Here is an 18,767-nt window from a genome sequence, read left to right as displayed (position 1 = left end):
CGGGCCCCCGCCACGGCAGTATGGGGCCATGCCCTTTCTCACCAGTCCCGTGCTGCCCGCCGGCGCCCTCGCCCGCGCCCCCCAGCCCGCCATCGCGAGCGGCGACGGCCTCGTCCTGCGCCCCTGGCGGGCGGCGGACGCGCCCGCCGTGCACGCGGCGTTCCAGGACCCGCTGATGCACCGCTTCCACGGCAAGTCCTGTGAGTCCGAGGCGGAGGCCGCCGGCTGGATCACCGAGTGGCAGGGGCTGTGGGCGGGGGAGCGGCAGGCGCAGTGGGCGGTCGCGGACGCGGACGGCGACGCGCTGCTGGGCAGGGTCGCGCTGCGGCAGATCGAACTGGGCGACGGGACGGCCGAGATCGCCTACTGGACGGTGGCGGGGGCCCGCGGCCGGGGCGTGGCCGCGCGGGCGGCCGCGGCCCTGACCCGCTGGGCGTTCGAGGAGATCGGTTTCCACCGGCTGGAGCTGATGCACTCCACCGCCAACGAGGCCTCCTGCCGCGTCGCCCGCAAGGCCGGTTACGCCGCCGAGGGCACCCGGCGCAGCGCCTTCCTCCACCCCGACGGCTGGCACGACATGCATCTGCACGCGCGGGTACGGGGCGACTGAACGCGGTCTGGGGGCTTGTTACCGTCGTCCCATGGGCTGGACGTGCTCGTGGCCGGTATTCCGCCCCTCGTAGTCTCCGGCAGGGGAGAGCGAAGGAGTGGCCGGTGTCCGAGGAGCCGTTCGGAGTGGTCTTGCGCGGTCAGCGGCGCCGGCGCCGTCTGACGATCGAGGAGCTGGCCGAGGCGTCGGGCGTGAGCGTCCGGGCGATCGGCGACATGGAACGGGGACGCAGCAAGGTCCCGCAGCGGCGTACGGCGATGGCGCTGGCGGAGGGGCTCGGGCTGGCCGAAGCGGAGCGGGAGGCGCTGCTGGGGGCCGCGCGGGAGGCGCGGGCGACCCGTGCGACCCGTGCGGTGGCGGGCACGGGGACCGTCGTGCCGCCGCGGTCGGTGGGGGACTTCACGGGCCGCGGCGGCGAGCTGGCGCGGTTGCGGCAGGCCGCGGCGCGGGCGGACACCGGCGAGGGCGCGTCGGTGTCGGTCATCTCGGGCCCGCCCGGGTGCGGGAAGACGACGCTGGCCCTCAAGGCGGCCGCGGACCTGGCGCAGGAGTTCCCCGGCGGCTGTTTCGTGGTGGACCTGCACGGGGTGGAAGGGCCCATGGACCCGGGCGAGGCGCTGCTGAAGCTGCTGAAGGCGCTGGGGGTGTCCGACCGCAGGCTGACGCAGGAGGACGCGGCCGGGCGCGCGGCGCTGCTGCGCGCCCTGCTGGGGGAGCGCCGGTGTCTGGTGGTGCTGGACAACGCGCGGGACGAGGGGCAGGTCCGGGCGCTGCTGCCCGGTGGCGGGCGGAGTCTGGTGCTGGTCACCAGCCGGCGGCCGCTGACCGGTCTGGAGGACGTCGATCGGCTGGCGCTGACCGAGATGGCGCGGGCCGAGGCGGTCGAGCTGCTGCGGCGGATCCTGGGCGAGGAGCGGGCGGACGCGGAGATCGAGGCCGTGGGGCGGGTGGCGGAGCTGTGCGGGCAGCTGCCGCTGGCCCTGCGGGTGGCCGGGAACTGGCTGACGGTGCGGTCGGGTTGGAGCGTGGCCCACCTGGTGCGGCGGCTGGCCGACGAGGAACGCCGCCTGGGGGCGCTCGCGGCCGGCGATGTGCGGGTGGAGGCGGCCTTCGAGCTGTCGTACCGGCAGCTGACCGGTGAGGCCGCCCGGATGCTGCGGCTGCTGAGCCTGGTCCCGGCGGCGGACATGACCGCCGCCTACGGCGCCGCCCTGACCGCCACCGGCGTCTTCGAGGCCGAGGACGTGATGGAGGAGCTGGTCGAGGCCGGGCTGCTCCAGGTCACCTTCACCGGCCGCTACCAACTGCACGACCTGCTGCGGCTGTTCGCCCGTGCCCGGCTGGCGCGCCAGGAGGAGCCCGGCGAGCGGGCAGCGGCCGAGGACCGGCTGCGCACCTGGCTGCTGGAGACGGCCGGGGTCGCCGGCCGCTGGTTCAAGTCCGGGCACGGGGCGCCGCCGTCCTCCTGGCGGGGCCTGGTCCCACTGGAGAGCGCCGAGCAGGCCCGCGCCTGGCTCCAGGGCGAGGCCCCGGCCTGGCTGGCCGCGCTGCGCGGCGCCGCCGGCAGGGGTGAGCACGGCCGGGTCGTGCAGACCGTCGACGCCATGGAGTGGTTCTGCGACCTGTGGCTCTTCTGGGGGCACTGGCCCGAGGTCTTCCGCCTGTCCAGCGAGTCCGCGGCCGCACTCGGCGATCCGTACCTGCGGGCCTTCCACCTCAACTGCCACGCCTGGGCCCTGAACACCTGCGAGCACCGCCACCGCGAGGCCCTGGAGCGGGCCGGCGAAGCGCTGGCACACGCCCGCCGCGCCCAGGACGTCACCCAGCAGGCCTCGGCACTGGCGCACGCGGCGAACGCGCACAGGAAGCTCGGCGAGGCCCAGGAGGCCGCCGAGAAGTCCCTCGCCGCCATCGACCTGGCGGAGGAATCCGGCGATCCCGAGGTCTGGCTGAACGCCGTGGCGAGCCACGCGGTCTCGCTGCGCGCCGCCGGCCGTGCCGAGGAGGCCCTGCACCAGGACGAGCGCGTCCTCGCCTTCCTCGACGCGCCCGACTGCCCGGTGAGCGAGTTCATCGCCGACGTCATCCGCGCCAACACGATCTACGCGATCGGTCTCGACCATGCCGCGCTGGGACGGTGGCGGGAGGCCGCCGGCCATTACCGCGACGCCGTGGTCGAGTCCCACCGCATCGGGCTGACCAACGGAGAGGGGTACGCGCTGGTGTCCCTGGGCCAGGTTCTGGTCGAGCTGGGGGAGACGGAGGAGGCCCGCTCCTGCCTCCGCCAGGCCCTCGCCCTCGGCGACGAGGCCGACAGCAAGGAGCTGAGGACCGCGCAGACACTCCTGGACGCGCTCCCCGCCGAGTGACCGCAAAGGCGGCCGGCCGCCGCGGGCGCCGGTCCGCTCAGGCCGCCGCCGCGCCGCCGGCCTCCTGCTCGGCCTCTATCCGGGCGTTCCACTCCCGCTTGGAGGCCTGCCAGCCGTCCTCGTTGTGGCCGAGCCGCCAGTAGCCGGAGATCGACAGGTCCTGGCGCGGGATCTGCCGCTCCACCCGCAGCATCCGGCGCAGCTCCTTCACGAAGCCGGCCTCGCCGTGCACGAACGCGTGCAGCCGGCCCTCGGGGAACTCCAGCGCCCGCACGGCCTCCACCAGGGCCGCGCCGACCGGGCGGTCCCCGCGGTGCAGCCAGACGATCTCCGCCGGGGAGCCGATCTTCTGCTCCTCCTCGGGCCCGGACACCTCCACGAAGGCGTGCGCCAGGGCACCCGCGGGCAGCGCCTCCAGGGCGCGGGCGATCGCGGGCAGCGCGCTCTCGTCACCGGCGAGCAGATGCCAGTCGGCGTCCGCGTCGGGCGCGTAGGCGCCGCCGGGGCCCATGAAGCGCAGGGTGTCGCCGGGGCGGGCCCGCAGCGCCCAGGGGCCGGCCAGGCCCTCGTCGCCGTGGATCACGAAGTCCAGGGTCAGCTCGCGCTGTCCGGCGTCCCAGTCGCGCACGGTGTACGTCCGGGTCACCGGCCACTGCTCGCGCGGGAACTCGGCGCGGATCCGCTCCAGGTCGAAGGGCTCCGGGTAGGTCACCCCGGCCGGGCCGAACAGCAGCTTCACGTAATGGTCGGTGCAGGTGTCGGCCGCGAACCCGGCAAGACCCTCGCCGCCGAGCACCACGCGCTGCATGTGCGGGGTGAGCCGCTCGGTGCGCACCACCCGGGCGGTGTGGACCCTGCGCGGCTTTCGTTCCGGACGCTCTGCCATCACGGCCTCCTGCGGATTGGTTAGGTTTACCTAAGCTAACATCTCTCCCTTCGGGCCGGATCTTCCTTTTTTCTTCAACGGCCGCCCTTTGCTGGAATATTGCCGATCCCGCGGGCCCCGGCTCACGCGCCCAGCGTGCTCAGCAGCCGTTGCAGCGAGCCGCCCAGACCCCACCGGGCCGCCAGCTCCGCCAGACCCGCCGGATCGCGGGGGGCGTGCGGCAGCGCGGTGTCCACCTCGGGCAGCGGCACGTCACCGGCCACCCGCACCACCTTCGGCGCCACCGCGACGTACGGCCGGGCCTCGGTGAGCCGCCGCCGCTGCGACGGGGTGAGCCTGGCCCCGGGGTCGTCCACCGCGGCCATGATCCCGGCCAGGTCGCCGAACTCGGCGAGCAGCTTGGCGGCCGTCTTCTCGCCGATCCCGGCCACGCCCGGCAGGCCGTCGCTCGGGTCGCCGCGCAGCAGTGCCAGATCCGCGTACCCCCGTCCGTCCACTCCGTACTTCTCGCGCAGCAGGGACTCGTCGGTCACCTGGAGGGTGCCCACGCCCTTGAGCGGGTACAGCACCCGCACCCCGCGCGCGTCGTCCACCAGCTGGTACAGATCGCGGTCGCCGGTGACGATGTCGACCGGGCCGGCGGCGCGCCCGGTGAACGTGCCGATCACGTCGTCCGCCTCGTAGCCGGGGACGCCGACCCGGGCGATGCCGATGGCGTCCAGCACGGACTCGATGACGGGCACCTGCGGGGCGAGGGTGTCCGGGACCTCCTCGGCGTCCGGCCCGCCGGTGTGCTCCTCGGCGACCCGGTGGGCCTTGTAGGTGGGGATCAGCTCGACCCGCCACGCGGGCCGCCAGTCGGCGTCCATGCAGGCCACCAGGTGTTCGGGCCGGTGGTCCCTGACCAGCCGGTCGATGAAGTCCAGCAGTCCGCGCACCGCGTTCACCGGGGTGCCGTCCGGTGCCCTCACGGAGTCGGGGACGCCGAAGTAGGCGCGGAAGTACAGCGAGGCGGTGTCGAGCAGCATCAGTCGTCCGGTCACGCTCGCATCATGCCGCACACCACTGACAGTCACCTTCGCTCACCTTTCGTCCGGGAACGCGTTGCGTGATGCGCATTGCGGTGACCCCGGCCACTTGTGAGTTTGCCTCCGTTTGACCTGGGCAGGGGCGCGCCATGGAGCGAGTGGTTGCTCATTTCAACTGTCGGCTGGTTTTCGACGGTCGGAGGGCCCGCCGTTCCGCTGCCCCTGTTCCCGACACAAGAGGTACGCGTGCAAGCCAGGCTTGAGGCGGAACACCTGTTCAAGGTGTTCGGCAGACGACCGAACGACGCAGTGGAGCGCCTACGGAAGGGCGCCGACCGGGAGGAGTTGCGCGCCGACGGCACCATGGCCGCCGTGATCGACGCCTCCTTCCGGGTCGAGGCGGGTGAGATCTTCGTCGTCATGGGCCTGTCGGGCTCCGGCAAGTCCACCCTGCTGCGGATGCTCAACGGTCTGCTGGAGCCGACCGCCGGCAGCGTGCGCTTCGACGGCGAGGAGCTGACCGCGCTGAGCGACCGCGGGCTGCGCGAACTGCGCTCGAAAAAGATCAGCATGGTCTTCCAGCACTTCGCGCTGTTCCCGCACCGCAGCGTCCGTGACAACGCCGCCTACGGCCTGGAAGTGCAGGGCGTGCCCCGCGCCGAGCGCGAGCGCCGCGCCGACGAGGCGCTCGCCCTGTGCGGCCTGGCCGGCTGGGAGAAGTCCTGGCCCGACGAGCTGTCCGGCGGCATGCAGCAGCGCGTCGGCCTCGCCCGTGCCCTCGCCACCGACGCCGACCTGCTGCTCATGGACGAGTCCTTCAGCGCCCTGGACCCGCTGATCCGCCGCGACATGCAGGACCAGCTGCTCCAGCTCCAGAAGACCCTGAAGAAGACCATCGTCTTCATCACCCACGACCTCAACGAGGCCATGCGCCTGGGCGACCGCATCGCCGTCATGCGCGACGGCCGCATCGTGCAGACCGGCACCGCCGAGGACATCCTGCTGCGCCCCGCCAACGACTACGTGGCCTCCTTCATCCAGGACGTCGACCGCTCCCGGGTGCTCACCGCGGCGGCCGTGATGGACACCGAGCTGCGCGGCGACGAGGCCGACTGCGACTGCGAGACGGCGACGCCCGAGACGCCGTTCACCGAGCTGTGCGCGATCAGCGCCCGGGTGAGCCACCCGGTCGCCGTGCTCGACGCCGGCCGCTCCCTCGTCGGGGTCGTGCCCCGGCAGCGCCTGGTGGGCTTCCTCGGCGACGAACAGGGCGGACCGGCCGCCTGCGACGGCCACGGCAAGGACGGGAAGAAGGTGACCGCCCGTGCCTAGGCTGCCCCTCGGCGACTGGGTCGACTCCGGTGTGAACTGGCTGGTCGACCACCTCTCCTGGCTCTTCGACGCGATCAAGGCCGTCATGGAGGGCATGTACAACGGCATCGACGCCGTGCTCGCCGCCCCCGCCCCGCTGCTGATGGCCGGCATCCTCGCCGTCATCGCCTGGTGGCTGCGCGGCCTGGTCGCCGGTGTCCTCGCGTTCGCCGGCTTCGCCCTGGTGGACTCGCTCCAGCTGTGGGACCAGGCGATGTCCACGCTCGCCCTGGTCCTCGTGGCCACCGTGATCGCCCTGGTGATCTCGATCCCGCTGGGCATCTGGGCCGCCCGCTCCAAGGCGGTCGGCGCCGCCGTACGGCCCGTCCTGGACCTGCTCCAGACGATGCCGTCGATGGTCCTGCTGATCCCGGCCATGCTGTTCTTCGGGCTGGGCACCGCGGCCGGCGTCGTCGCCACCCTGATCTTCGCGCTCGCCCCCGGCGTCCGCATGACCGAACTCGGCATCCGCCAGGTCGACGCCGAACTGGTCGAGGCCGCCGAGGCGTTCGGCACCACCCCGCGCAACATCCTGTGGCGCGTCCAGCTGCCGCTCGCCCTGCCGACCATCATGGCCGGCGTCAACCAGGTGATCATGCTGGGCCTGTCCATGGTCGTCATCGCCGGCATGGTCGGCACCGGCGGCCTCGGCGGCGCCGTCAACGAGGCCATCGGCCAGCTCGACATCGGCTACGGCTTCGAGGCGGGCGTCGGCATCGTCGTCCTCGCCATCTACCTGGACCGCATCACCGGTGCCCTCGGCACCCAGCTGTCCCCGCTGGGCCGCCGGGCGGCCGCCAAGGCGCCCCGGCGCGCCTGGTCCTACCGCCCGCACCCGGCCGTCGCGGTCGCCGGGGTCGTCGTGCTCGCGCTCGTCGCGGGCGGACTCGGCGTCTTCGGCTCCGCCGGCGGCACCTCCGAGGCCTCCGGCACGGACATCGGCAAGGGCAAGCAGATCAAGATCGGCTACATCCCCTGGGACGAGGGCATCGCCTCCACCTTCCTGTGGAAGGAGATCCTCGAGGAGCGCGGCTTCAAGGTGACCACCACCCAGTACGCGGCCGGACCCCTCTACACCGGCCTCGCCACCGGGCAGATCGACTTCGAGACCGACTCCTGGCTGCCCACCACCCACGCCGAGTACTGGAAGAAGTACGGCAAGCAGCTGGACGACCTCGGCAGCTGGTACGGGCCCACCTCCCTGGAGCTGACCGTCCCCTCCTACGTGAAGGACGTCGACTCCCTCGCGGACCTGAAGGCGCACGCCTCCGAGTTCGGCGGGAAGATCGTCGGCATCGAGCCGAGCGCCGGCGAGATGAGCCTGCTCAAGAGCAAGGTCCTCAAGGAGTACGGCCTCGACGGCACCTACCAGGTGATCGACGGCTCCACCCCGGCCATGCTCGCCGAGCTCAAGCGCGCCTACGCCAGGAAGGAGCCGGTCCTCGTCACCCTGTGGTCCCCGCACTGGGCCTACAGCGGCTACGACCTGAAGAAGCTCAAGGACCCCCGGGGTGCCTGGGGCAAGGGCGACGGGGTGCACGCCCTGTCCCGTAAGGGTTTCGCCGGGGACAACCCGCAGGTCGGGCGCTGGCTGAAGAACTTCTCCATGACCGAGAAGCAGCTCACCGGCCTGGAGGCGCGGATCCAGCAGGCCGGCAAGGGCAAGGAGCAGGACGCCGTGCGCGCCTGGCTGCGCGAGAACCCCGGCCTGGTCGACAAGTGGGCCCCGGCCACCGGCGACCACGCCCAGAGCCAGGCGGCCGGGTGACCTGACCGGCCCGGACCGCCACCCGAGGGGCGGACGGCACCGTACGACGACGGGAGTACGGAGCCGTCCGCCCCTCGTGGCGTTCTCCCTGGGGAAAGAACCCGTTTCCCCTACGGCAAGAATCCGGCCAATCACCCAGCGTGATGACTCTGGGTGCTGGACATGTTCATCCCCAGGGAGGAAGCATCGGGGGACCGCCGCGGAGCCCCTGACACTGGCGTGAACCGGGAGGGTAAGGGGTCATGGGCGAGCCGGGGATGTGACACGCGCATGAAACCGTTTGCCGAACATGCGTAGGGTGCAGTGAAGCCATCGGGAGCCCCGCAGCGGGCACCCGGGACCCGAGGCAGGACGAACACACGACGAGCGAGGGAGGGAGCCGGAGCGATGGGCGACCACAAAGAACAGCAGCCCGTGCGCGTGGGCGCGGCGGTCCGGCGGCGCCGCCGGGCGCTGGAGCTGACCCTCGCGGTCGTGGCCGAGCGCACCGGCCTGTCCGTGCCCTTCCTCAGCCAGGTGGAGAACGACCGGGCCCGCCCCAGCCGCACCTCCCTGGAGAAACTGGCCGACGCGCTGCGCACCACGGCCGTCGAACTCCTCGCCGCGGCGGACCCCGCGGCCACCGTGGACGTGGTGCGCGCCGAACCCGCCGCGGAGGACGACTTCGCGCCCCGCACCCGCTCCCTGGTCCGCGGCCACCACCAGCTGCACGCCTCCGAGTTCCTCGGCGACCACGACGCCGGCCGCGAGTTCCAGCACCGCAACGACGAGCTGATGTACGTCGTCGACGGCGCCGTCGAGATCGAGGCCGAGGGCCGCGCCTACCGCCTCGGCCGCGGCGACACCCTGTACCTCACCGGCGGGGTCAGACACCGCTGGCGGGCGACCGTGCCGGACACCCGGGTCATCGTGGTGGCGGTGGCCGAGCACATCGAGGCCGTGCAGGACCGGTCCCGGTGAAGCGCGTCGTCTCCCTCGTGCCGTCCCTCACCGAGGCCGTGGCCGAGACGCTGCCCGGCGCGCTCGTCGGGGCCACCGACTGGTGCAGCCATCCGGCCGAGCTGGACGTCGTGCGGATCGGGGGGACCAAGAACCCCAAGGTCGAGCGGATCGTCGAGCTGGCGCCCGACCTGGTGGTGGCCAACGAGGAGGAGAACCGCGCCCCCGACCTCGACGCCCTGCGCGCGGCGGGACTCCGGGTCCTGGTCACCGAGGTGCGCACGGTGCCGGACGCCTTCACCGAGCTGGCCCGGGTGCTGGCCGCCTGCGGTGCGTCGGAGCGCCCCGGCTGGCTGCGTCAGGCCGAGGCGGTCTGGGCCGCGCTGCCCGAGCCCACGGAGCGCAGGACCGCCGTCGTGCCGGTGTGGCGCCGCCCCTGGATGGTCGTCGGCCGGGACACCTTCGCGGGCGACGTACTGGCCCGCCTGGGCGTGCACCACCTGTACGCGGGGCACGCCGAGCGCTACCCCCGCATACCCCTGGAGGAGCTGCGGGCCGCCGCCCCGGACGTGGTGGTGCTCCCCGACGAGCCCTACCGCTTCACGGCGGAGGACGGCCCGGAGGCCTTTCCCGGCCTGGCCTGCGCCCTGGTCAGCGGACGGCACCTGACGTGGTACGGCCCGTCTCTGGCGCGGGCGCCCCGGGTGCTGGGCGAGGCCCTGCGAGCAGCTCGCCGCTGAGCAGCCCGCGCACGGTGCCGGTGCCCGCCGCCAGCCACGCCACGACCAGCAGGACGTACAGCCCGACGGAGAGCGCCTGGTAGCCGGTCAGGCCGGTGTGCCGGGCGAGGGCCGCCGCGCCGGTGACACAGGTGCCCACCGGGAAGGTGCAGGCCCACCAGGTCATCGCGAAGCCCATGCCCCGGCGCCGGGCCCGCACCAGATGGGCGACGGCCAGCGCCAGCCACATCAGCGCGAAGCCCGTCACGGGCACCCCGTACAGCACGGAGAACACGTCCAGGCCGCGCGCGTACGGGGCCGGTACGACGCCGGGCGCGGCGTTCGCGATCGAGCCGACGGCGGTGGTGGACTGCCCGAGCGGGCCGAGGACCAGGAACAGGGTCGGGGTGAGCGCGAGCGGCAGCGGGCCGACGGTGATCAGCCGGAAGAGGACCAGCGGCAGCATCACCAGCGTGGCGAACAGGCTCAGCCCGAACATCGCGAGACAGGCCAGCAGCAGGGTCGCGCGCGGCTGGCCGGGCGGCAGATGCGGGACGAGCTGCGGGCCGAGCGCGGCCGACACCATCGGCGCTACCAGCGGCAGCAACCACACCGGGGAGGCCTGGGAGGGCTCGATGCGGTGCCGCACGGACATCAGGTACGGCAGCGCCACGGCCGCCCCCAGGCCGACCGCCGTGCCGGCCGTGTACAGCACGGCGTCCAGGGCGACGGCGGCGCCGGAACCGAGCCAGTCGCGGCCGGCGGTCGGCGCGCCGCCGCCCACCGCGAGCAGGGCCATGGACAGACAGCCGTAGAAGGGGGCCACGGCCGGGTCGAGGAGATGGGCGCGGGCCTGGTCGCGGTGGTGGAGCCAGTGCAGGGCACGGGCCGCGAGCAGGGTCACCAGCATCAGCAGGGACAGCGCCCAGACGGCCGCGAGGACCGTGTGCAGGCCGGCCGGCAGCGCCACCGGGAGCGCGGTGCCGGCCGTGCCGACGGCGGCGGTGCCCATGACGGAGGCGTACCAGTTGGGACCGAGGTGGCGGACCCGGACGGCGCGGGGCGCGCGGGCGGAAGGAAGGGGCGGGGCTGCGGTGACCATGGCATTCACCGTGCCTCCGGGATTCCCGCCTGACCAGGGAGTTTGGATGGATGGGGGCATAAACTGGTCTTATGAGCAAGGCGGAGGGGCAGAGCGGGCGGCACGAGGGCACCGGGTCGCTGGCGCACCGGGTGCCCGATCTGGCGGGACTGGAGCTGCTGCTGGCGGTGGCGCGGCTGGGCAGTCTCGGCGCGGCGGCCCGGGAGGTCGGCATCAGCCAGCCGGCCGCGAGCAGCCGGATCAGGTCGATGGAACGGCAGCTGGGAGTGGCCCTGGTGGACCGCTCACCGCGGGGGTCGCGGCTCACGGACGCCGGGGTGCTGGTGACGGACTGGGCGCGGCGGGTGGTGGAGGCGGCGGCCGCGTTCGACGCGGGCGCGCGGGCGCTGCGGGACCGGCGGGACTCGCGGCTGCGGGTGGCGGCGAGCATGACGATCGCCGAGTACCTGCTGCCGGGCTGGCTGCTCGCGCTGCACGCCGAGCGGCCCGACACGGCGGTGTCGCTGCTGGCCGGGAACTCGGCGCGGGTGGCGGAACTGCTGCTGGACGGGGAGGCGGACCTCGGTTTCGTGGAGGGGCTGTCCGTGCCCGCGGGGCTGGACGCGGCGGTGATCGGGCACGACCGGCTGATCGTCGTCACGGCACCGGGTCACCCCTGGGCCCGCCGCCGGCGCCCGCTGGCGGCCCGGGAACTGGCGGCGACCCCGCTGATCCTGCGGGAGCGGGGATCGGGGACGCGGCAGGTGCTGGACGCCGCGCTCGGGGGCCTGGCGCGTCCGCTCATCGAGCTGTCCTCGACGACGGCGGTGAAGGCGTCGGCGGTGAGCGGGGCGGGGCCGTCGGTGCTGAGCGAACTGGCGGTGCGGGAGGAACTGGCGCTGCGGCGGCTGGTGGCCATCCCGGTGGACGGCGTCTCGCTCCGCCGCGACCTGCGCGCCGTCTGGCCCACGGGCCACCGCCCGGCGGGCCCGGCCAGGGATCTGCTGTCCCTGACCCGCGCCTGAGCGCGGAGAGCCCCGCCGGCGATGGCGCCCCATGCGGCCGACGGCAGAGGCAGCTCCCTAAGGGGCGCGGGGAACTGCGCGGCCGGCCACGAGGGACCGCACCGTCACACCGTCTCGGCCCGCCGCGGCCCCCCGCTCGGCCCGCGCAGGCGCCCCGCTCAGCCCGCTGCGGCCCCCCGCTCAGCCCGCGGAGGCGCCCCGCTCGGCCCGCGCAGGCGCCCCGCGGCGGCGACCAGCGCCCTCATCACCCGCAGGTCCTCGCCCATCTCCGGGTGCCACTGCACGCCCAGGGCCCAGCCCCGGTCCGCCGGCAGTTCGACCGCTTCCACCGTGCCGTCCTCCGCGTGGGCCGAGGGCACGAGGTCCCGGCCGAGGCGGGAGACGCACTGGTGGTGGTAGGTGGGGACGGTCGCCGCGGCCGGGACGATCTCGGCGTAGCGCGTGCCCGGCACCGGGGAGACCGTGTGGCTGCCGAAGACGCCCACCGTCTCCGCGTGCCCCTCCAGATGCTGCACCAGCGTCCCGCCGAGCGCCACGTTCAGGAGCTGCATGCCCCGGCAGATCCCCAGCAGCGGCGTGCCGGCGGCCAGCGCGGCGTCGATCAGGGCGAGTTCCCAGGCGTCCCGGGCCGTGGCGGGCGGGCCCGTGCGGGGGTCGCGGGCGGCGCCGTAGCGGGCCGGGTCCACGTCCGGGCCGCCCGCGACGACCAGCCCGTCCAGCCGGGCCACCGCCGCCGCGGCCAGCTCGGGCGCATCCGGCGGCAGCATGCACGCCAAGCCCCCGGCCCGCTGCACCAGCCGCGGATACCCGGCCGGCAGCAGCGCGGCCTCCAGCTCCCAGACCCCCCACCGGGTGCCGGGCTCCAGATACGTGCTCACACCGATCAACGGAACAGAAAGGTTCACAGTCGTACCTTTGCAGAACCGGCTCAGGTCAGGAAACCCCGCAGCAGCGCCGCCGTGCCCGCGCAGTGCTCCCGCATCATCTCCCGCGCCCCGTCCGCGTCCCCGTCCAGCACCGCCTCCACCAGCGCGGTGTGCTGCCGCTGGGAGTGCTCCAGGTTGCGCACCAGCAGCGGGATGCAGTCCAGCAGCTCGTTGACCGTGGCCCGCACCGCCGCGTACTGCGCGGTCAGCGAGGGGGACCCGGACAGCTCGGCCAGCGTCAGGTGCAGCAGCGTGTCCCGCCGCCGGTAGTCGGCCAGCGGCGCGTCGTGCGTGCCCGCCAGCGCCTCCCGCAGCCGTGCCGCCCGCTCGTCCGTCAGCCCGTGCGCCGCGCACAGCCCGGCCGCCCCCACCTCCAGCACCTCGCGGAAGCGCAGCACGTCCTCGACGTCCACCCCGGCGATCCGCCGCCGCAGCTCGTCTGCACCGCCCGCGTCGGCGCGCGGCAGCACGAACGTTCCGCCGTACCGGCCGCGCCGCGCCTCGACCAGCCCCTGGTCCTGGAGCACCTTCAGCACCTCGCGCAGCGTCACCCGGCTGATCCCGAGGCGCTCCGCCAGCTCCCGTTCGGCCGGCAGCCGCCCCCCGTCCGGCACCAGTCCGAGCCGTACCACCTGGAGGATCTGCTCCAGCGCCTCCTCGAAGCCGTTGCCCGCCCGCACCGGCCGCAGCACCGCGGCGAGCCGGTCGCCCGCCCCCTGCCGCTCCGTCTCCGGCGACATCCGCCCGCGCCCCCTTCCCAAGCAATGGTTCCGGGCAATACCTTATGGCTCCCCGGCCCGGCCGAAGAAGCGCGTAGGCGCCGAAGGAGGCTCTCCGTGGCAGACCGCACCGCCCCGCTCCCCGTCGAGGAGCTGCACGCCCTGGTGGCGAGCGGTGAGATCGACACCGTCGTCCTGGCCTTCCCCGACATGCAAGGGCGCCTTCAGGGCAAGCGGTTCGCCGCCCGCTTCTTCCTCGACGAGGTCCTGGAGCACGGCACCGAGGGCTGCAACTACCTCCTCGCCGTCGACACCGAGATGAACACCGTCGACGGCTACGCCATGTCCTCCTGGGAACGCGGTTACGGCGACTTCGCCCTGCGCCCCGACCGCGCCACCCTGCGCCGCATCCCCTGGCACCCCGGCACCGCCCTGCTCGTCGCCGACCTCGCCTGGCACGACGGCACCCCGGTCGCCGCCGCCCCGCGCCAGATCCTGCGCCGCCAGCTCGACCGGCTCGCCGCCCTCGGCTACACCGCGCAGGTCGGCACCGAGCTGGAGTTCATCGTCTTCAAGGACAGCTACGAGCAGGCCTGGGACGCCGGATACCGGGGCCTGACGCCCGCCAACCGGTACAACGTCGACTACTCCATCCTCGGCACCGGCCGCGTCGAGCCCCTGCTGCGCCGGCTGCGCAACGACATGGCGGGCGCCGGCCTCACCGTCGAGTCCGCCAAGGGCGAGTGCAACCCCGGCCAGCACGAGATCGCCTTCCGCTACGACGAAGCCCTCACCACCTGCGACCAGCACGCCCTGTACAAGACCGGCGCCAAGGAGATCGCCGCCCAGGAGGGCGTCTCGATCACCTTCATGGCCAAGTACAACGAGCGCGAGGGCAACTCCTGCCACATCCACCTCTCGCTCACCGACGCCGACGGCGCCAACGCCCTGGCCGGACCCGAGGGGATGTCCGAGCTGATGCGGCACTTCCTCGCCGGACAGCTCGCCGCGCTGCGCGACTTCTCCCTGCTGTACGCCCCCAACATCAACTCCTACAAGCGGTTCCAGCCGGGCTCCTTCGCCCCCACCGCCGTCGCCTGGGGCCACGACAACCGCACCTGCGCGCTGCGCGTGGTCGGCCACGGCCGCTCCCTGCGCTTCGAGAACCGCCTCCCCGGCGGCGACGTCAACCCCTACCTCGCCGTCGCCGGACTGGTCGCCGCGGGGCTGTACGGCGTGGAGCACAAGCTCGAACTCCCCGAACCCTGCCCCGGCAACGCCTACGCCGCCGGCTTCGACCACGTCCCGGCCACCCTGCGCGAGGCCGCCGATCTGTGGGAGCGCAGCGCCATCGCCGAGGCCGCCTTCGGCGAGGAGGTCGTGGCCCACTACCGCAACATGGCCCGCGTCGAACTGGAAGCCTTCGACGCCGCGGTCACCGACTGGGAGCTGCGCCGCTCCTTCGAACGCCTGTGAGCCAGCCCCGGAAAGGCCGACCCGTGTCCGACGCAGCCGAGCTGAAGGTCCTCAACCCCGCCACCGAGGAGGTCGTCGCCACCGTTCCCGCAGCGACCGAGCAGGACGTGGCCGCCGCCGTCGCACGGGCCGTGCGCGCCCAGACCGGCTGGGCCGCGCTCGCCCCCGCCGACCGGGCCCGGCTGCTGCGCCGCTTCGCCGACACCGTCGACGCGCACACCGAGGAACTCGCCCGCCTGGAGGTCCGCGAGGCCGGGCACACCCTCGGCAACGCCCGCTGGGAGGCCGGCAACGCCCGCGACCTGCTGCACTACGCGGCCGGCGGCGCCGAACGCCTGCTCGGCAAGCAGATCCCCGTCCCCGGCGGCTGGGACGTCACCTTCCAGGAACCCCTGGGCGTGGTCGGCGTGATCGCCCCCTGGAACTTCCCCATGCCGATCGCCGCCTGGGGGTCCTTCCCGGCGCTCGCCGCGGGCAACGCCGTCGTCCTCAAGCCCGCCGAGACCACCCCGCTCACCGCCCTGCGACTGGCCGAACTCGCCCTGGAGGCAGGGCTGCCCGAGCACCTCTTCCAGGTGCTGCCGGGCCACGGCCACATCGCCGGACGCGCCCTGGTGGACCACCCGGACGTCGCCAAGATCGTGTTCACCGGGTCCACCCGCACCGGCCGCGAGGTCATGGAGCGCTGCGCGCGGCTCGTCAAACCGGTCACCCTGGAACTCGGCGGCAAGAGCCCCAACGTCGTCTTCGCCGACGCCGACCTGAAGACCGCCCTCGACCCCTTCTCCTTCCTGGACAACGCCGGGCAGGACTGCTGCGCCCGCACCCGCATCCTGGTCCAGGAGACGGCCCTGGAGGAGGCCCGCGCGTTCCTCGCCGACGCGCTCGCCGCCGTCGTCGTCGGCGACCCGGCCGACGAGAGGACGGGGATGGGCCCGCTGATCTCCGCGGCGCAGCGCGACCGCGTACGGTCCTACGTCCCCGACGGCGCCCCCGCCCTGCGCGGCAGCGCCCCCGACGGTCCCGGCTTCTGGTTCCCGCCGACCGTCCTGACGGGGGAGCGGCACGACGGCCCGGCCGCCCGCGAGGAGATCTTCGGGCCCGTCGCCGTGCTGCTCCCGTTCACCGACGAACAGGACGCGATCCGCCTCGCCAACGACACCCCCTACGGGCTCTCCGGCTCCGTCTGGACCCGCGACCTCGGCCGCGCGCTGCGCGTCGCCCAGGCCGTGCGCGCGGGCAACCTGTCCGTCAACTCCCACTCCAGCGTCCGCTACTGGACCCCGTTCGGCGGCTACCGGCAGTCCGGCCTCGGCCGCGAACTCGGCCCCGACGCCCTGACCGCCTTCACCGAGACCAAGAACGTCTTCATCAGCACGGAGGGCCCCGCACAGTGACCGACAACAGTGTCTGCCGCCGCCTGGTCGGCCGTACCGCCGTCGTGACCGGAGCCGGCAGCGGCATCGGCCTCGCCACCGCCCGCCGCCTCGCCGCCGAGGGCGCCCACGTCGTCTGCGCGGACGTGGACGAACCCCGCGGCAAGGCCGCCGCCGAGGAGGTCGGCGGACTCTTCGTCAGGACCGACGTCACCGACCCCGAGCAGGTCGAGGCGCTGTTCGAGACCGCGTACGCCACCTACGGCAGCGTCGACGTGGCCTTCAACAACGCGGGCATCTCGCCGCCCGACGACGACTCCATCCTGGAGACCGGCCTGGAGGCCTGGAAGCGCGTCCAGGAGGTCAACCTCACCTCCGTCTACCTGTGCTGCAAGGCCGCGATCCCGTACATGCGCCGCCAGGGCAAGGGCTCCATCATCAACACCGCGTCCTTCGTGGCCCGGATGGGCGCCGCCACCTCCCAGATCTCCTACACCGCCTCCAAGGGCGGCGTCCTCGCCATGTCCCGCGAACTGGGCGTGCAGTTCGCGCGGGAGGGCATCCGGGTCAACGCCCTGTGCCCCGGACCCGTCAACACCCCGTTGCTGCGGGAGCTGTTCGCCAAGGACCCGGAGCGGGCCGCCCGCCGGCTCGTGCACATCCCGGTCGGCCGGTTCGCCGAGGCCGAGGAGATCGCCGCCGCCGTCGCCTTCCTGGCCAGCGACGACTCCTCGTTCGTCAACGCCACCGACTTCCTGGTGGACGGCGGGATCGCGGGCGCCTACGTCACCCCTCTGTAGGCCGGGCGCTCACAGGAACGTGCGCCCCTCGCCCCGGTAGGTCGGCACGGTCGCCGTCACCTCGTCGCCCGTCACGAGGTGCAGCGCCTCGAACCGCTCGCACAACTCGCCCGCCTTGGCGTGCCGGAACCACACCCGGTCGCCGATCAGCAGATCGTCGGCGGGCGAGCCGAGCAGCGGGGTCTGCACCTCGCCGGCCCCCTCCTGCGGGTCGTACGCCAGGCCCTCCGGCAGATACGGCACCGGCAGCCGGTCGGTCCCCGCGGCGCCCGAGGCCGGGTAGCCGCCGCCGAGCACGGTGACGGCGCCCACGCCCGGCCGCCGTACCACCGGCAGCGCGAACAGCGCCGCCGGACGGCCGGTGAACGAGCGGTAGTTGTCGAACAGGCGCGGCACGTACAGCCCGGACCCGGCGGCGATCTCGGTGACGGCGGCCTCGGCGGCGGTGTGCTGCACACTGCCGGTGCCGCCGCCGTTGACGAACTCCAGACCGGGCACGACGTCCCGCACCGCCCGCACCGCCGCGGCCCGCCGCTCGGCCAGCTCCCGCCGGGCCGCGCTCTGCATCAGCCGGATCGCCCGCGACCGCAGCGGCCGCCCGGCGACCGCGTCGCCGACCCCCGCGATGTGCCCCTCGTACGCCATCAGCCCGACGAGCCGGAAGCCGGGCCGCTCGGCCACCGCGCGTGCCACGGCCGCCAGTTGGGCGGGGGAGTGCAGCGGGGAACGCCGCGCGCCCACCCGCACCCGGCCGCCCAGCAGCTTCAGCGAGGTGTCCAACTCCAGGCAGGTCCGGATCACTTCGCCGCCGCCGTCGCGGGCGGCGTCGATGAGATCGAGCTGCGCGGGGTCGTCCACCATCACCGTGACGGCAGCGGCGAGTTTGGGATCGGCGGCCAGCTCTGCGAAACCGGCACGGTCGGCGGAGGGGTAGGCCAGCAGGATGTCGTCGAACCCCGAACGGGCCAGCCACAGCGACTCGGCCAGGGTGAACGACATGACGCCCTGGAAGCCGTCCCTGGCCAGGACGCGCTCCAGCAGGGCCCGGCAGCGCACGGACTTGCTGGCGACGCGGACCGGCTTGCCACCGGAACGGCGGACCAGGTCGGCCGCGTTGGCGTCGAAGGCCTCCAGGTCCACGATGGCGAACGGGGCGTCGAGATGGGCGGTGGCCCGGTCGTACCGGGCCCGGTCGGCGGCACGCGCAGTCATGCCGGAAGCCTGCCAGAAGGGATTACCCCAGGGTAGGGGGATGTTCCGGGCAAGTGCCCCGGCCTCGCGTACTGGTTCCGCCTCCGTCCCCCGCAACCCGTAGAGTGACGCGCACGTACGACGGACCCGCCCGGCCGCGTCCGGCCGCCGGCCCGGTCGTACGGGCATGCCTGTCCGGGAGTTCCGGGCACGGCCGAGGGAGCGCGACGGCCCGCGGACGAGGAGACGGCCCGGGCACGAGGAAACGGGGGGTGCATGAGCACGGACGCACGCCGCGCCTCCGTACCGCCGCTCCCCGCCTCCCCGCCCCGGCCCTCCGCGTGACGACCCGGGTGTCCCACCCCCCGGCGCCCGCGCCCCCCCGGCGGAGCCGGGAGGCGGCGAGCGGCGGTCCGGAGGCGCCGCCTGCGTCCGCGCCCATCCACCCCCCGTTTCCCCCTGCCCGGGCCGCGTGCCCGCCCC

At 74.1% G+C, this 18,767-nt stretch carries 16 protein-coding genes; 10 read left to right on the top strand and 6 right to left on the bottom strand.

Annotated elements, in window-relative coordinates; all coding sequences use genetic code 11:
- Positions 1 to 28 precede the first annotated feature (28 nt).
- Both FRZ03_RS03940 and FRZ03_RS03935 read left to right on the top strand, forming a co-directional pair.
- Positions 29 to 610, top strand: coding sequence for a GNAT family N-acetyltransferase (locus FRZ03_RS03940; RefSeq protein ID WP_146463730.1), 582 nt, complete (start codon positions 29 to 31; stop codon positions 608 to 610).
- A 104-nt stretch (positions 611 to 714) separates the two neighbouring features.
- Positions 715 to 2,979 (top strand): helix-turn-helix domain-containing protein, encoded by a 2,265-nt coding sequence (locus FRZ03_RS03935; protein WP_146463729.1) that lies wholly within the window; start codon positions 715 to 717, stop codon positions 2,977 to 2,979.
- Positions 2,980 to 3,016: 37 nt separating this feature from the next.
- Here FRZ03_RS03935 and FRZ03_RS03930 read toward each other — a convergent pair whose 3' ends face one another.
- Positions 3,017 to 3,865, bottom strand: a complete 849-nt coding sequence (locus tag FRZ03_RS03930) for a siderophore-interacting protein (protein ID WP_146463728.1) — start codon at positions 3,863 to 3,865, stop codon at positions 3,017 to 3,019.
- A 122-nt stretch (positions 3,866 to 3,987) separates the two neighbouring features.
- Positions 3,988 to 4,908 carry a 5'-3' exonuclease gene (locus tag FRZ03_RS03925; RefSeq protein ID WP_146463727.1) on the bottom strand — a complete coding sequence of 307 codons (921 nt, stop codon included), beginning with the start codon at positions 4,906 to 4,908 and terminating at the stop codon, positions 3,988 to 3,990.
- 231 nt (positions 4,909 to 5,139) lie between these two features.
- Here FRZ03_RS03925 and FRZ03_RS03920 point away from each other — a divergent pair, with 231 nt between their 5' ends.
- From FRZ03_RS03920 to FRZ03_RS03905, 4 genes are all read left to right on the top strand, one after another.
- A complete protein-coding gene (locus FRZ03_RS03920; protein ID WP_146463726.1) occupies positions 5,140 to 6,225 on the top strand; it encodes a quaternary amine ABC transporter ATP-binding protein in 1,086 nt (361 codons plus the stop codon).
- Complete coding sequence (locus tag FRZ03_RS03915; RefSeq protein ID WP_146463725.1) at positions 6,218 to 8,032, top strand: ABC transporter permease/substrate binding protein; 1,815 nt, start codon at positions 6,218 to 6,220, stop codon at positions 8,030 to 8,032. Before FRZ03_RS03920 ends, FRZ03_RS03915 begins: the two co-directional genes overlap by 8 nt.
- Positions 8,033 to 8,419: 387 nt before the next feature.
- Positions 8,420 to 8,992, top strand: coding sequence for a helix-turn-helix domain-containing protein (locus FRZ03_RS03910; protein ID WP_146463724.1), 573 nt, complete (start codon positions 8,420 to 8,422; stop codon positions 8,990 to 8,992).
- Positions 8,989 to 9,711 carry a helical backbone metal receptor gene (locus FRZ03_RS03905; RefSeq protein ID WP_146463723.1) on the top strand — a complete coding sequence of 241 codons (723 nt, stop codon included), beginning with the start codon at positions 8,989 to 8,991 and terminating at the stop codon, positions 9,709 to 9,711. The genes FRZ03_RS03910 and FRZ03_RS03905 overlap by 4 nt, the downstream gene beginning before the upstream one ends.
- Here FRZ03_RS03905 and FRZ03_RS03900 read toward each other — a convergent pair.
- Positions 9,623 to 10,792, bottom strand: coding sequence for a TDT family transporter (locus FRZ03_RS03900; RefSeq protein WP_146463722.1), 1,170 nt, complete (start codon positions 10,790 to 10,792; stop codon positions 9,623 to 9,625). The genes FRZ03_RS03905 and FRZ03_RS03900 overlap by 89 nt on opposite strands.
- Positions 10,793 to 10,863: 71 nt before the next feature.
- On the opposite strand from FRZ03_RS03900, the gene FRZ03_RS03895 reads away from it, so the two are divergent.
- Positions 10,864 to 11,796 (top strand): LysR family transcriptional regulator, encoded by a 933-nt coding sequence (locus FRZ03_RS03895; protein WP_146463721.1) that lies wholly within the window; start codon positions 10,864 to 10,866, stop codon positions 11,794 to 11,796.
- Positions 11,797 to 11,954: 158 nt separating this feature from the next.
- Here FRZ03_RS03895 and FRZ03_RS03890 read toward each other — a convergent pair whose 3' ends face one another.
- Positions 11,955 to 12,683 carry a gamma-glutamyl-gamma-aminobutyrate hydrolase family protein gene (locus FRZ03_RS03890; RefSeq protein ID WP_186785237.1) on the bottom strand — a complete coding sequence of 243 codons (729 nt, stop codon included), beginning with the start codon at positions 12,681 to 12,683 and terminating at the stop codon, positions 11,955 to 11,957.
- 41 nt (positions 12,684 to 12,724) lie between these two features.
- Complete coding sequence (locus tag FRZ03_RS03885; protein ID WP_146463719.1) at positions 12,725 to 13,462, bottom strand: FadR/GntR family transcriptional regulator; 738 nt, start codon at positions 13,460 to 13,462, stop codon at positions 12,725 to 12,727.
- 96 nt (positions 13,463 to 13,558) lie between these two features.
- Here FRZ03_RS03885 and FRZ03_RS03880 point away from each other — a divergent pair, with 96 nt between their 5' ends.
- From FRZ03_RS03880 to FRZ03_RS03870, 3 genes are read left to right on the top strand one after another with little or no spacing between them, the layout of a single operon-like run.
- Positions 13,559 to 14,917 carry a glutamine synthetase family protein gene (locus tag FRZ03_RS03880; RefSeq protein ID WP_146463718.1) on the top strand — a complete coding sequence of 453 codons (1,359 nt, stop codon included), beginning with the start codon at positions 13,559 to 13,561 and terminating at the stop codon, positions 14,915 to 14,917.
- Positions 14,918 to 14,940: 23 nt separating this feature from the next.
- Positions 14,941 to 16,314, top strand: coding sequence for an aldehyde dehydrogenase family protein (locus FRZ03_RS03875; protein ID WP_146463717.1), 1,374 nt, complete (start codon positions 14,941 to 14,943; stop codon positions 16,312 to 16,314).
- Positions 16,311 to 17,093, top strand: a complete 783-nt coding sequence (locus tag FRZ03_RS03870; RefSeq protein WP_146463716.1) for a 3-oxoacyl-ACP reductase — start codon at positions 16,311 to 16,313, stop codon at positions 17,091 to 17,093. The genes FRZ03_RS03875 and FRZ03_RS03870 overlap by 4 nt, the downstream gene beginning before the upstream one ends.
- A gap of 9 nt (positions 17,094 to 17,102) precedes the next feature.
- Here the strand turns inward: FRZ03_RS03870 and FRZ03_RS03865 are convergent, their stop codons facing one another.
- A complete protein-coding gene (locus tag FRZ03_RS03865) occupies positions 17,103 to 18,305 on the bottom strand; it encodes an amino acid deaminase/aldolase (RefSeq protein ID WP_146463715.1) in 1,203 nt (400 codons plus the stop codon).
- Between the last annotated feature and the right edge of the window lie 462 nt (positions 18,306 to 18,767).

Source organism: Streptomyces misionensis, from assembly GCF_007896895.1.
GTDB lineage: Bacteria > Actinomycetota > Actinomycetes > Streptomycetales > Streptomycetaceae > Streptomyces > Streptomyces misionensis_A.
The sequence above is the reverse complement of the archived record's forward strand: the minus strand, read 5'-3'. Positions and strand labels throughout refer to the sequence as shown.

Bases quoted from the DNA above. Each gene is read 5' to 3' on its own strand.
- FRZ03_RS03940 (WP_146463730.1), top strand. From the start codon at position 29: ATGCCCTTTCTCACCAGTCCCGTGCTGCCCGCCGGCGCCCTCGCCCGC.
- FRZ03_RS03930 (WP_146463728.1), bottom strand. From the start codon at position 3,865: ATGGCAGAGCGTCCGGAACGAAAGCCGCGCAGGGTCCACACCGCCCGG.
- FRZ03_RS03910 (WP_146463724.1), top strand. From the start codon at position 8,420: ATGGGCGACCACAAAGAACAGCAGCCCGTGCGCGTGGGCGCGGCGGTC.
- FRZ03_RS03900 (WP_146463722.1), bottom strand. From the start codon at position 10,792: ATGGTCACCGCAGCCCCGCCCCTTCCTTCCGCCCGCGCGCCCCGCGCC.
- FRZ03_RS03895 (WP_146463721.1), top strand. From the start codon at position 10,864: ATGAGCAAGGCGGAGGGGCAGAGCGGGCGGCACGAGGGCACCGGGTCG.
- FRZ03_RS03885 (WP_146463719.1), bottom strand. From the start codon at position 13,462: ATGTCGCCGGAGACGGAGCGGCAGGGGGCGGGCGACCGGCTCGCCGCG.
- FRZ03_RS03865 (WP_146463715.1), bottom strand. From the start codon at position 18,305: ATGACTGCGCGTGCCGCCGACCGGGCCCGGTACGACCGGGCCACCGCC.